This window comes from Acinetobacter sp. AHP123, assembly GCF_023757925.1.
GTDB lineage: Bacteria > Pseudomonadota > Gammaproteobacteria > Pseudomonadales > Moraxellaceae > Acinetobacter > Acinetobacter oleivorans.
The window spans coordinates 3,668,387-3,682,299 of sequence record NZ_CP092454.1 but is presented as its reverse complement, the minus strand read 5'-3'; the positions used below and the strand labels follow the sequence as shown (position 1 = coordinate 3,682,299).

Below are 13,913 nucleotides of genomic sequence, written 5' to 3'. Positions count from 1 at the left end.
TTTTTTATTTAGGTATAGAAATAATATAATTTCTTTAGAGAGTAATCATTTCATTCACCAAGTGTCTGTAATAAATTTTTCCTATTTTTTAATAGTTTAGATAACTTTGGATACTACAAGTAATTATAGATGATTTATAAGTGGTTGTACTAATGGTGGGTAACCTAAATGTTCTTACCCAAGAAGGGAATATTGGAAAAGCAAATATATAAAGTTTAATTATATATTTGCCTAATCAAATTGCTAATAATTAACCGCACATCTGACAGAATTATTTTGATTTAAATCAAGATGATGTTTCTTTGTCAATTCATCTTTAGCGGCTTTGGGATCTTCGATAGGATGAATAGCATGTCTACTGAAAGTGAAACCTCCAAACATTTGCAGAGTCTGCCCCTCAGAAGGAGTTGAGCTACGTACAACTTTGAGAGTACCATTTGTAGGACCTTGAGGGTTTTTTTCAGGAGATTTACTGTAATACTGTGGATCATACCAATCTAGCATCCATTCATAATTATCAGTAATCATGTCGTAAAGGCCTAAAGGAGTTGCAGGAAACTTTAATAACTCAGGAATATTTCTAAAAGCGTTTAATTTATTTTGCTGTTTTTGACGTTGTTCAAAACTCCAAACATTTCTACCAATATCAATTTTACCATTGTCTGTAGGGTAAAGAGTGTATTGTCCTCGATTTCGTGCGGCATATTCCCATTGAGCCTCTGTGGGTAAATCTATTTTTAAATTCAGTTGTTTTCCTAACCATTGGCAATAATTTCGGGCTTGCTGCCAATTTACTCCTGCTGCTGAATTGGGAATTCGATCCTGAATTGATAATTCATCAAACTTCCCAATTTTTTCCTGGCCGGTAACTTCGGTGTATACATCAAAGTCAGCATAAGTTGCTTTTGTTGCGCTTAATGCGTAATTGTCTAAAGTGACTTTGTGTAAAGGTTTGCTATCGGCCTTACTATCATATGGTAATTTATCTGGGCTTTTTTGCTCACCAAAATCTCCCATCATAAAAGTACCACCCTTAATTTCCACAAGATTCTTTTTTGTTTTATCAAGTAGTTGTTGCAACTTCTTTTGTTGTTCGGATGAGAGATTTTGGTTGGTTGTTGGGGTTTGTATTTGCTGTGTATTATTTGATGATTTAGCACACGCACTTAAAGCAAGGCTTGAAAATAAAACAATAGCTATATTCTGTTTCATCATTTTGTTGGAAATCATTACGTTGAATATTGATAAAACTATTTTAGTAAGAGATGTAAAAGATATAAAGAGCGGTTTTGTTATTCAACTCAGTGAATAGTCATTAGAGTTTATGAAAAATTAAAATGAACTCAGATATTTTATAAGTGAAATATAGATTAGATGATCTTTTGGGGGGGGAGTCAGATATGAACCTATTGGCTATTTAAAAGAGGAGTCTATAATTTTTTATCATACTTTTACAAAAACAAACTTAAATTTTTTCTTCTATTTTTTTGATAATTTGTCGAAAAAGCATGCTTAGGGCAGGGTGTGGCACTTTTTAACCTTTAGCTAGAAAATTAAATTTATATAAATAAGTATAATAGATAGACAGATTAGTCTTGACAAGTTTTGTGTTTTTTGCAATTTAATTTTTACTTTACGTTTTGATGATGTGTTCATAACCAAATAGAAATACCTTCTGGTTAATATAAACTTAAATATTGTTAAGCAAATGTTTCATAAAAACTAAATGAATGATATTTATAATAATTTATAAATTAGTTTTAATTTTTATTTAATGCATAAGAATCAATAATTTATTTTTAATTACAAAAAATAACAATATTATATTTTTATAAGAATAACTTTATTAAGCTATATTTTATAACCATCTTAACTATTTACTTTTAGTTTAAGTTGATATGATTTTTATATAAAATATGTTTGTTTATATGATAAACTGCGCGTAAATTTTTTGAATATAAGGTTTTTAGACTGATTTTTTAATGTTTTATAAATATTAACTTTTCAGTAAAGCCTTGAATAAATAAGAAAACAGAGGAATGAAAGTTGTGTTGAAACGAAGTATTTTGATACTTTCTCTGACTGGAAACATTATCGGTCTATCAGGTGCTCATGCAGCAGAACTAGAGCCTGTAAAACTTAAAAAAAGTTGTATTAAAAAAAATCCTTTAGCAGAAGGTCAGAATGACCCTGAGCTATTGAATATTTTTAAACAAGTTTGTGATAGTGATAATACGACTCAAAAAAATGATTTATTAGCTAAAGCAGCTATGCGTTTTTATCAAACCAATCAACCAGTTAAAGCATTAAATTTGGCAAGTCAATTGCAAAGTCAAAATATACGCGGTTCATTAATAACAGATGTTTTATTTTTATCTGGTGTAAGCATTGCAAATAACTCTTTGCAGCAAATGCGAAGTCAGGAAATGCGTTATTTAAGCAACGATGTAACTTATCCACCTGCTAAACAATTAATTGAAAATATCCATACTTCAATGCCTGCGCCAGATACTTCAAATGTTAAGGCGGCTACAGAAGGTGGCTCAGTTGATAATGAAAGAAGAAGTTATAAAAAACAAACTGTAACACGCAACAGAGTTACTGCTTCCAGAGCAGCAACAAAACGAGTAGCAACTCCAGCAAAAGCAACTGCGGTTAAACCAAAAACTGCCCCTGTAGCCAATGTTAATAAATCAAAAAGTTCGCCTTTTGACCCTTTAATTAAATAATCAGGAATAGAATCTTATGGCTAAGAGAGAAAGCGTACAAAAGAAGCTTCAGCGAATTCGACCTCCACGTGTTCAGCTTACATATGATGTCGAAATTGGTGATGCAAAAGAAGCGAAGGAACTACCATTTGTTGTTGGTGTGATGGGTGATTTTTCGGCAGCTTCTGAGCTTGAACGTACAAAATTAAAAGATAAAAAATTCATTAATGTCGATTTAGATAATATTGATGAAGTTATGGAGTCATTGTCTCCAAGAGCTGCTTTTCAAGTAGATAATACGCTGACTGAAGAGGGTGGGAGAATTGCAGTTGATTTAACATTTAAGTCAATGGAAGATTTTCGCCCAGAAAATGTTGTTCAACAGGTTGATCCATTAAAGAAACTCGTTGAAGCACGTGAGCGTTTAACAGATCTAAGAAATAAGATTTCTAACAGTGAGCGTTTAGAAGACCTACTTGATGAAGTGCTTAAGAGTACTGATCAAATCCGTAAATTAAGTGCGGAGGCTGATCATGAATAATGCTCAATCGGCAGCAATGCCTCTTGTTGAAAATGAACAAGTTAATCTTTTAGATTCGATTGTTGAAGAAAGCCGTATTGCCCGAAATGAAGAAGAACATTCGCGTGCAAAAAGCTTAATCGGTGAACTTGCCAAAGAAGTAATGGCAGGAACAATTACAGTTTCTGAAAATATGACCTTATCAATCGATAAGCGTATTGCGGAAATTGATGCACTGATTTCAAATCAATTAAGTCAGATCATGCACAATGAACAATTCCAAAAGATTGAGTCAACTTGGCGTGGTCTTTACTACTTCTGTCAAGAAACACCTTCTAATCCCCTCATTAAAATTCGTATGTTAAATACGACTAAAAAAGAGCTGGTTAAAGATTTTCAAGGTGCTACAGACTTTGATCAAAGTACTTTGTTCAAAAAAATCTATGAAGAAGAATATGGATCTTTTGGTGGTGCACCATATTCAGCACTGATTGGTGATTTTGAGTTTGATCGCACGCCTTCTGATATGTATTTGCTTGAGCAAATCTCTCATGTCGCTGCAGCGGCTCATGCACCGTTTATTTCGGCGGCTAGTCCAAGCATTCTTGGTCTTGAATCATTTACAGATATTGACCGCCCTAGAGATGTGTCAAAAATCTTTGAAACAGCTGAATATGTTCAATGGCGTTCATTCCGTGACAGTGAAGATGCTCGTTATGTCGCTTTAACCTTGCCGCATGTGCTTGGTCGTCTTCCTTATCATCCAAAGGAAGGAACAGCTACAGAAGGGTTTAACTTTGCTGAAGATGTTTCGGGTGCAAACCATAATGAGTATTTGTGGATGAATGCTGCTTATGCTTTCGGTACTCGTTTAACAAATGCATTTGATATGCATGGTTGGTGTGCTGCAATTCGTGGTGTTGAAGGCGGTGGTTTAGTCGAAGGCTTACCTGTTCATACGTTTAAAACACAAGATGGCGAAGTGGTATTCAAGTGCCCAACAGAAATTGCGATTACTGATCGCCGCGAAAAAGAATTAAGCGATTTGGGCTTTATTCCTTTAGTGCATTGTAAAAATACCGATTACGCTGCCTTCTTTGGTGCGCAATCAACTCAAAAACCTAAAAAATATGATAACGATACAGCAAATGCTAACTCTGCTTTATCGAGTCAAATTCAGTACATCATGGCCGTTTCACGTATTGCTCATTATTTAAAAGCAATGATGAGAGACAAAGTGGGTAGCTTTGCTTCTGCTGGAAATGTTGAAGCATTCTTAAATGAGTGGTTGTCACAGTATGTATTACTTGATGATGGTGCTTCTCAAGAAGCGAAAGCTCAATACCCACTGCGCGAAGCGTCTGTAAAAGTTGTAGAGGATCCTGCTCAACCAGGTCACTACAAATCTGTGGTTTTCTTGCGACCACACTTCCAGCTGGATGAGTTGTCAGTTTCTTTGCGACTTGTTACTGAGTTACCTCAGTCCTCAAATTAATAAAGGTCAGCGAAAGAATAACTTTAAATTACAAATAGGAAAGTTCTAAATGAAAGATATATACGTTGAGTTTCGCGGTAAATATAAAGTTGATGGCGAGTCTCGTGACTCTGAGCACAAAGGCTGGTTAGAAGTTAACTCTTGGTCTCACAACATTCGTCAACCTAAATCTGCTACTTCAAGTAGTGTTGGTGGGCATACTGCTGAACGTGTTGAACATTCAGATATGCTTTTTATTAAAGACCTAGATGCAACTAGCCCGAAATTATGGGAAGCATGTTCAGCTGGTTATACATTTGATGAAGTACAAATTGATTTTTATCGTGCAAATGGCGATAAACGTATCAAGTACTTACAAATTAAATTGAAGCATGTTCTAGTTTCTAGCGTAACTCCAACAGTTAACGAAGAAGGTGTACCAACTGAAGCGTTTGGTTTGAAATACGCAGCTGTTGAGTGGACTTATAACCAACAAGATATTAACGGTACTGCTAAAGGTGCTGTTACTAAGAAATGGTCACTTTCTAATAATACTGCTTCTTACGCAGCATAATTATTTGAGTGAATATTTGGTGGAGGCTGACATAAAGTTAGCCTCTGCTGTCTTTAAGCATGCTTGTTGTGAACTCGAATGAATTTAGATCGGCTTTATCCATATGGATTTCGTTCAACTTTGTTTGATCGCTTAATTCCTGAAAGTGAAGATTATGCAAAGGGTCTTTCTATTCAGCAGTTAAGAGAATCGGTAGCAAAAGATTTAGAAGACTTGCTGAATAGTCGAGTCGCTAAATTGGATCATGTGGTTGATGATTATCCGCTAGTTAAAAAATCTATACTTCAGTTCGGGATTATTGATTTCGTGGGGCTTTCTACAGCCAATCCGCTAGATCGAGACAAGATTTGCCAATCCATTGAACAATCAATAGCAGCTCATGAACCTAGATTAAGACAAATACGGGTAGAGATGTTGTTAGATGGGCATAATATGGGGGCACTATGTTTAAGTATTCAGGCCTATCTAAATATTCATCCACTGTATGAACCTGTCGTTTTTGATGCATTGCTAAAACCGACAACGCAGCAATATGTAATTTCAGCGAGAACCTAAGCGTAGTGGGTGTGTTGTGATAGAAGAGCTTTTACCGTTTTACGAAAAACAACTACAAGAATTTGGTCAGCAATCTCGTGAATTTTCACAAAAATATCCGAAAATTGCTCAGCGCTTATCTTTAAATCAAGAGCAAATTGATGATCCGCATATTGAGCGTCTTATACAGGCGTTTTCATTAATTGCTGCCCGTATTGATAAAAAGCTTGCTGATAGCTATGACGTATTTACGCGTTCTCTATTTGAGGTGATGTTCCCTCAATACTTACGTCACTTTCCTGCTTGTTCGGTGGTAAGTTTCGAAGATATAAATAAGATAAAGCAGCTCACAGAAGCGCATATTGTTCCTGCACATACCATCTTAAAGTCGCGTAGTTTTAAAGGGGTTCAGTGTGAGTTTAATACTACACAAGAAGTCAAATTACTCCCGATAAGTTTGCAAGCGCTAGAGTTTAAAAGCACACCTAGTGCACATATGCATTTAAGTCAAAATGCGACTTTAAATTTTAAATTCGAAATTTTTAACAATGCTCATCTATGTTTAAAAGATGAAAAACTACCTATTTATTTAGATGCAATTTCTAATTTTCCACTTCAAGTACTAGACAGCATTTTTAAGAAGGGAACAACTTTTGCTATTAAAATAGGGCAGAAAGTTGTTGAGCTTAATAAAAATCCATTTGAATTAACTGGCTTTTCAGAGCAGGAAAGTCTATTGCCTCTCGATCAGCATACTCACCATGCTTATCGTTTGCTGATGGAATATTTTTGTTTTCCTGAAAAATTTAATTATCTAAAACTCGATTTAAGTTTTTTAAAGCTTCTATCTTTAGAAGAGAGTGGTTTTGAGCTGCTTATACATTTTAAATTAAATTTAAATGATCAAGCCGTAGTCCGAAATTATTCTGAATTAAATATCGCTAATTTTAAATTGTTTACTACACCAGTCATTAATTTATTTGAAAAATACGCTGAACCTCAAAAAATTGTACACAAGCAATTAGAGTACCCGCTGATTACAGACGCACATCATCCTGAGTTTTATCAAGTCTATTCAATTACTGAAATGAATATGGTGCGTGAAAAAACTAGTCACGAAGAAAGCTATGTTCCTGTGCTACCTTTTTTCGCGATGAGTCACTACCATGCTGATAAGGCTCGTTTTTTCTATTCAGTGAACTATCAAAAATTACAGCCCAATTTCGTCGAAATGGGATATTCAATTATTTCTAAAAATCTAAATCCTTCGTCAACACGTTCGGATTTTATTAGCACAAAATTATTATGCTCAAATCGTGACTTACCACATGAAGCATTGGGGCAGTCTAATAATATATTGAACCTCAATGACAGTAGTTTGGCTCGCCGTGCTATTGTTTTAAAAAGACCTACAAAACCATATCAATTTGGTCAAAGTCAGAGTGAGCAGTGGCGTGTTATTTCGCATCTTTCATTGAATAGTTTAGCTTTAATGAAAGGTGATGCGGTATCTCATATTAAAGAGTTACTTGCGTTATACAACTTACCATTATCAAAAGAAAATTATTTAATTATTGAATCAATTAAGCATCTCGAATTTTCACTTACTCACAAACTTGTAGATGGAAAGCCCTTTCCAATGTTTGTAAGGGGTGTGAAGGCGGAATTGCAAATTGATTCATCTGTATTTAGAGGGCATAGCCTATACATTTTTAGCCAATTGTTAAGTCGTGTTTTTAATTTAAAGGTTCAAATTAATAGTTTCGTTGATTTGGTTGTTAAGGATTATTCATCTCAGCAGGAGTTATACCAATGCAGTCAGAACGTTGGTGGCAAGACTCTTCTATAACAGCTGAGCTCTTTACAAAGCCAAAGTCTTTTGAATTTATCCAAGCAACACGGCTATTAAGACACGATTCAAGTCGCACAGTTGGTACATCTTGGAGTGATCATTTTAAGTTTGAGACATCCTTTAATTTAAATTTTCCTGCTACAGAAATTGAAAATTTAGAATTAACGGACGAGCGGATTTATATCACAAATTTAATTGTTGGTCTTACAGGTATACAAGGTGCTTTACCGTATACGTATACGAACAAGATTAAACAAGCTTCGCGTCAGCAAAGAGCTGAAACTAAAGAGTTTCTGAGCTTATTTAATCATAAGCTTACTGCTCAATATGTAGAGTCGAGCATTACCTATAATTTGCCGATTCGATATGAGATCGAGCATAAAAATGATTATCTGGATATTCTGCATGCGTTGAATGGTTATGTACGCTCACAACATCAGCAAACAGAGCTTGATGACTATTTTGCAGAGTTTTCTGGATTAATGCAGGGCCAGAATAATACAGTTCATGCATTAAAAACGATGTTGTCGTGTATTTTTAAACACGAAATTACGATTAAAGAGTTCATACAAGAGTCTTTTAAGTTGGCGAGTGACCAATTAACAACTTTAGGTGGAGCTCAGCCGAGCCTACTTGGTGTTAATACATTTTGTGGCGAAACTATTCAGCAAATTGATGGGAAAATTGAAATTCAAATTGGACCATTAAAGCGTCAGCAATATCTCAGTTTCTTACCAAATCAAGAATTAAGTTTAAAACTAAAAAAAATTGTAGAAACTTGGTGTAGTCCAACTTTATCGATAGATCTTCGACTCGTATTAGATGAGTCTGAAATACAACCTATTTGCCTCACTCACCATAATCAGAATGGTTTGGGGCAAGGTTCTTTTCTTATATCACGAGAACCGAAAGTACATAGTCATGAAACTTGCTATAGCCTTATTGGAGAGCGAATATGATTAAAAAAATATTACTTTCGTTCATCGCTATTTTTGCATTAGTTAGTGGATTTATTATTTTCTACTGGCGTGATGTTCAATATAACCCTGATAAGGGTGATTTTTTCCTTTATTTCCTGCTATTACCAGCAATTATTACCTTGGTGATCTTATCCCCATGGTTAGTTTATAGCGCTTATAAAAATTATAAAGAAAAGAAAGAACAAGCTATAAATCAAGATAAAGGTGATGCTAACCAAAAACAAACTGCGGTAACTGATGCACCACTCGAACAGCTAGATTTTAATATTTACTCTTCTTTTGCTGTACATGCACTCGGTGAGAATGAAAGCATTATTGAGCAGCTACAAAACTTTAAAAGCCCAGAGCTGGATGATCAACTGTTAAATTCTTACGGATTGCCTCTTTTATCTTACCGAATTAAAGACTTGGATGAAGATAATCATGAGGAGAGCGAGTATGCATCTCCACGACAAGTTCGTATGATGTCATTAATAAAACAGCAATTAGAACAAAATATAGAAAACTTATATCTTCTTGCAGAGCATTTAAAACGTTCAACTTTATTTTATGAGTCGCAGCAAGCACGTGAATATCATATGCATCCGGCATGGGTTGATCCTGAGTCTGAATATGATGATGTTCAAATGCCGATAGTCGAAGTTTATCGTTTAAATCGCTTAAATCTACATATCCTTCTTTCGGAGGATTTATTACATATCTGGAATGATGAACAAAGTAATGAATTAATTTTAGAGTTTTTTGCTGAGATCGGCATTCCTGCTCAAAAGATCCATATTGAATATCATTTTTTTGGAGAGCAACTGGCTTATCAAGAGCTGATACACCTATTAAAGGGTATTCATAAAAGAGAACACGAGATGTTCTTTTTGCTCGTAGCCGATTCCGAAATTGATCAGGATCTAGTCGATGAAAAGTCTTGGATGATTAAAGATTATATTCCTGCTGAATTTGCAGCAAGCTGTTTACTTGCCGATCCTTTAGTAAAAATTCAAGAATTAGAACCTACAAAAAATCTAAAAGTTGTTGTAGGCCAACAAGATACGGCAAAGCTTTTTACTAATTTTGAATTTCATGACTTACCTCAGCATGAAGGTGAGGAACCTTATGTGCTGATATTGTCAGATCAGACCGATATAAAATTTTCGAAAAAATTGCAGCAGCACTTTCTTCAAACACCTGTAGAACCACATCACTATATTTATGTGAAATCTTCATTAGGGCATACCCAACATTTAGCTGATATTTATGGCTTTATGCTGAGCATGCATTTCCCTGAACATATCATTCCTTTTGTCTTTGGTGAAAATACGGTGTCAGCACATACATTTGTGCAAAGTGTCACTGAAAATTCAGAAGATGATGTGATGGTGTTGAATAACTAATTTAAACTTTGGACTTAGAACGAGAATAGAATGCATACAATTTTAGGCTACTTGTGGCAGTACATCACGAATCCTAAAGCAATTATCGCCTTGTCATTGTTCGTGGCATTGATGTCTTCATATACTTCAATTCCTCGTCATATATTCTGGGCTTTAGCAACTGCCTATGCTTTGGGTCTTATTGTTTATGGTATCTATTGGCTTATTCAACGAAGAAAGCATGCTGCTCAGGGCGAAGAGCTAGCTGAAGCAATTGAAAAAGACAACCAAGCTGAATATGGCAAAAATAAAGATAAAGAAGAGCTTCAGCTTGTTAGTCAACAAATGAAAGAATCAATTCAACTGATTCGTAAATCTAAGTTGGGTGATAAAAAAGGGAATGCTGCACTATATGAGCTTCCTTGGTATATGGTTATTGGTAACCCAGCCGCGGGTAAAAGTTCAGCTATTTATAATTCTGGTTTAAAGTTTCCTTTCGAAGAAACGCATCAAAAAATGGTATCTGCTGGTTTAAGCGGTACTCGAAATTGTGATTGGTTTTTCTCTACAGAAGGTATTTTGCTCGATACGGCTGGTCGTTATTCTGTTTATAGCGAAGATCATTCTGAGTGGTTAGGTTTCTTAAATATTTTAAAAAAGAACCGTTCTAAAGCTCCGGTTAATGGTTTGATTTTAATTGTTAGTATTGCTGAGCTAATTAGTCAAAGTCCTGAAAACTCGTTAAAGCTAGCTAAAAATTTACGTGCTCGTATTCAAGATCTAACCGAACGTCTAGAAGTAGTTGTACCTGTTTATTTAGTCTTTTCAAAGATGGACTTGATTGCAGGTTTTACCGAGTTTTTTGAATTTTACGAAGCTCAAGAATATAACCAAGCTTGGGGAGCAACGCTTCCATATGAGCAGAGTTCTTCTCATAACGCGGTAGATTTGTTCGAAAAACATTACACCATTCTTTATGATGGTCTAAAAGGGGTAAGTTCGACTCATTTAAGTCGCCGTCATTCGCAAAATATCTCACCAAGTGTAATGACCTTCCCATTAGAATTTAAAACATTAAAACCAGCTTTAAAAAGCTTTATCGGTACACTTTTTGAAGATAATCCATATCAATTTCAACCTGTTTTCCGTGGGTTTTACTTCACCAGTGCTTTGCAGGAAGGTGTCATTGAAAGTCCAATGACAGAACAAATCGCACAAGAATTTCAGCTGACTCAAATTGCTCAAAGTGATTTAAAAGATCATTCAAAAATTACGCCTAATCATGGTTATTTCTTAAATGGTCTATTTTCAGATGTTATTTTAAAAGATAAAGATCTTGTTAAGCAGCATGTAAATACGGGTAGAAAACGTCAACGTTACATTGCATTTATTGGTGCTTTAGCGGGCGTTTCAATTATTCTTGGCGTATGGGTTTGGTCATACCGTAATAACCAACAATTAATTGGTGAAGTTCAAGCAGATCTAAATAAAGTAGTTCAACTAGAAAGAGCTTCTGGTCAGCAATTATCTACTCAATTAGAAGCTTTACTGATTCTTCAAAGACGTCTACAGCAGTTAGATGAGTTTGACGAAAATAGACCACTTAAGTTTAGTTTTGGTTTATATCAGGGCAATGAGCTTCGTGAAAAGTTAAAAGCTGAATATTTAAAAGGTGTTAAGCAAATTGTATTGACACCGACACAGCAAAACATTGCTCAGTATTTGCAACGTGTAAAAAATAATGAAGTAACCTTAAAAGCGAATCACACGAATGTTGAAATCAAGCAAACTGCTCAGACTCAACAATATTTAGAACCGTCAGACACAAATCCTCAAGATGCTTATAACGCATTAAAAGCATATTTGATGATGAGTAATCCACAATACATGGATGCTAGTCATCTGAGTGATCAAGTTACGCGTTTCTGGCGTTCTTGGTTGGACGCAAATAAAGGTCAAATGCCACGTGCAGATATGATTCAGGAAGCTGAACAAATCTTGTCGTATGCAATGACTTTAGCGAATGATAAACAGTTCCCAATTTTAGATGCAGATTCGCAAATTGTTGATCAAACACGTCAAGTATTGCTCTCTGTTGTTCGAGGAATGCCAGCGCGTGATCGTGTTTATAACGAAATAAAAATGCGTGCAGCAGTACGTTTCCCAGCATTGACAGTAAGTCAGATTGTGGGTGAAGCAAATAAAAATGTTGTATTAGGTAGTTATGCGTTGCCAGGTGTGTTTACCCAAAAGGCATGGAATGACTATGTAGAAAAAGCAATTGAAGAAGCAGCAGATAAGCCAACAGATAGTAAAGATTGGGTGTTAAATAGCCGTCAATCTGATGATTTAACTTTCTCAGGTAGTCCAGAGCAAATTAGAAAGCAACTGACAGCACTCTATAAGCAAGAATACATTGCGGAATGGAGAAAATTCTTAAGTGGTATTCATTATGCTAAAGCTGGCCAATTTGCTCAGCAAGTAAAAAATATTGATGTTTTAGGTGAGCCACAGAACTCTCCAATTAGAACATTAATTGAAAGAGTGGCAATTGAAACAAACTGGGATAATCCAGTTGTACAAGCTGAGTTGGCAGCTCCACAAAAAGGATTTGTTGCATGGTTTAAACGTAAGGTTTTAAATCATGATGATAAGGCTGCTAATCAAGTGGCAACTAATGCTCAGGGCGCTATTTCTCAAGAATACCAAATGTTCTATCAGTTGGTTCGCAAACGTGATGATCAACAAGGTAAATCATTACTTGATGAATATATGACAAATTTAGCTCTAGTTCGTAGCAAGTTTAATGAGCTTAAGAATGCAGGGGAAGTTGGGCCTAATGCGATGACATTAGTCAAGCAAACCCTGAATGAGCAAACTTCTGTATTTAACCAGACGCAAAAAATTGTAGATGAAAAAATGGCGGTTGGTTTTAGTGAAATTGATCAGCGATTACTACAAAAATTAGTAGTTAGCCCACTGACACAGGCTTTCGAGAGCTTAATTACACCTACACAAGACGAAATTAATAAATTATGGGTCATGCAGGCGTATCAGCCATTTACAGCAAATCTTGCTAAGAAATATCCATTTAATTCATCAGCTTCTTTGCAGGCAACAAGTAGTGAAATTGGACAAATCTTAGGTGAAAACGGCAGCATTTCTCGTTTTGTAAAAGAAAATCTTGATCCATTCGTGATTCGTCGTGGTTATACATTAACGTCTAAGACATGGAAGGATTTAGGAATTAGTTTAAATCCTCAATTCGTTATGAATTTCCAAAGATACGTTACTCCATCTAATGGTATGGCAACAGGTGAGTTGAATAGTCAAGCTCCTGCTGCACCTGCAACTAATCAATCTAACTTCCAGTTCTACCCAATTCCAAATCCACAATTGCTTTCATATACCGTGGATATTGATGGTCAGCGCATGACTTATGAAAATGGCGTGCAACAGTGGGTTAACTTCATTTGGCCAAATCAAGGCAGTATTCCGGGTGCTCGAATTACCGCTGTAGATTTACAAGGTCAAACGCATACGATTTTTGATGAGCCGGGTGAATACGGTATTAACCGCTTAATCGATAGTGCTCAGCGTAAAGAACAAAATGGCGGATTTGAAATGCTTTGGCGTAGTAAAACTGATCCATCATTAGTTGTAAAAATGAATTTCCGTCTGATCAGCAGTAATTCAGGCAGTATTGGTTCAAGCCGTGGTTATGCAGGTATGCAACTAGTGGATAAAGTCACTGCCGACAAAGCAGCTCGCGTGGTGTCTGCTCAGCAGGCGCCAGCTCAAGCAGTAGCTCCAGCAAAAACAGAAAATCCTGTTTCAGCACTTGCTCAGTCTTCTGCGGGAGTTAAACCATGACATGGAAAATAACCTCTATGCGAAAGGAGGAGCA

The 13,913-nt window shown here is 35.7% G+C and carries 10 protein-coding genes; 9 read left to right on the top strand and 1 reads right to left on the bottom strand.

Features of this window, described 5'->3' with window-relative positions:
* Positions 1–243: 243 nt before the first annotated feature.
* Positions 244–1,230 (bottom strand): formylglycine-generating enzyme family protein, encoded by a 987-nt coding sequence (locus MJX77_RS17490; protein WP_252059868.1) that lies wholly within the window; start codon positions 1,228–1,230, stop codon positions 244–246.
* A gap of 809 nt (positions 1,231–2,039) precedes the next feature.
* On the opposite strand from MJX77_RS17490, the gene MJX77_RS17485 reads away from it, so the two are divergent.
* The 9 genes from MJX77_RS17485 (at position 2,040) to tssM (ending at position 13,879) form a co-directional block, all read left to right on the top strand.
* On the top strand, positions 2,040–2,729 hold the full coding sequence (locus MJX77_RS17485) for a hypothetical protein (protein ID WP_151822129.1): 690 nt from the start codon (positions 2,040–2,042) through the stop codon (positions 2,727–2,729).
* 16 nt (positions 2,730–2,745) lie between these two features.
* A complete protein-coding gene (gene tssB / locus MJX77_RS17480) occupies positions 2,746–3,249 on the top strand; it encodes a type VI secretion system contractile sheath small subunit (protein WP_003651049.1) in 504 nt (167 codons plus the stop codon).
* Positions 3,242–4,723, top strand: coding sequence for a type VI secretion system contractile sheath large subunit (tssC, locus tag MJX77_RS17475; protein ID WP_013198291.1), 1,482 nt, complete (start codon positions 3,242–3,244; stop codon positions 4,721–4,723). The genes tssB and tssC overlap by 8 nt, the downstream gene beginning before the upstream one ends.
* Before the next feature lie 49 nt (positions 4,724–4,772).
* A complete protein-coding gene (locus MJX77_RS17470; RefSeq protein ID WP_003651052.1) occupies positions 4,773–5,276 on the top strand; it encodes an Hcp family type VI secretion system effector in 504 nt (167 codons plus the stop codon).
* A gap of 78 nt (positions 5,277–5,354) precedes the next feature.
* Positions 5,355–5,831: a type VI secretion system baseplate subunit TssE gene (gene tssE, locus MJX77_RS17465; protein WP_002048404.1), complete on the top strand. Its 477-nt coding sequence runs from the start codon at positions 5,355–5,357 to the stop codon at positions 5,829–5,831.
* 16 nt (positions 5,832–5,847) lie between these two features.
* On the top strand, positions 5,848–7,659 hold the full coding sequence (gene tssF / locus MJX77_RS17460; RefSeq protein WP_252059867.1) for a type VI secretion system baseplate subunit TssF: 1,812 nt from the start codon (positions 5,848–5,850) through the stop codon (positions 7,657–7,659).
* Complete coding sequence (tssG, locus tag MJX77_RS17455) at positions 7,623–8,621, top strand: type VI secretion system baseplate subunit TssG (protein ID WP_252059865.1); 999 nt, start codon at positions 7,623–7,625, stop codon at positions 8,619–8,621. The genes tssF and tssG overlap by 37 nt, the downstream gene beginning before the upstream one ends.
* A complete protein-coding gene (locus MJX77_RS17450; RefSeq protein ID WP_252059864.1) occupies positions 8,618–10,027 on the top strand; it encodes a hypothetical protein in 1,410 nt (469 codons plus the stop codon). The genes tssG and MJX77_RS17450 overlap by 4 nt, the downstream gene beginning before the upstream one ends.
* Before the next feature lie 30 nt (positions 10,028–10,057).
* Positions 10,058–13,879, top strand: coding sequence for a type VI secretion system membrane subunit TssM (gene tssM, locus MJX77_RS17445; RefSeq protein ID WP_252059862.1), 3,822 nt, complete (start codon positions 10,058–10,060; stop codon positions 13,877–13,879).
* Positions 13,880–13,913 lie beyond the last annotated feature (34 nt).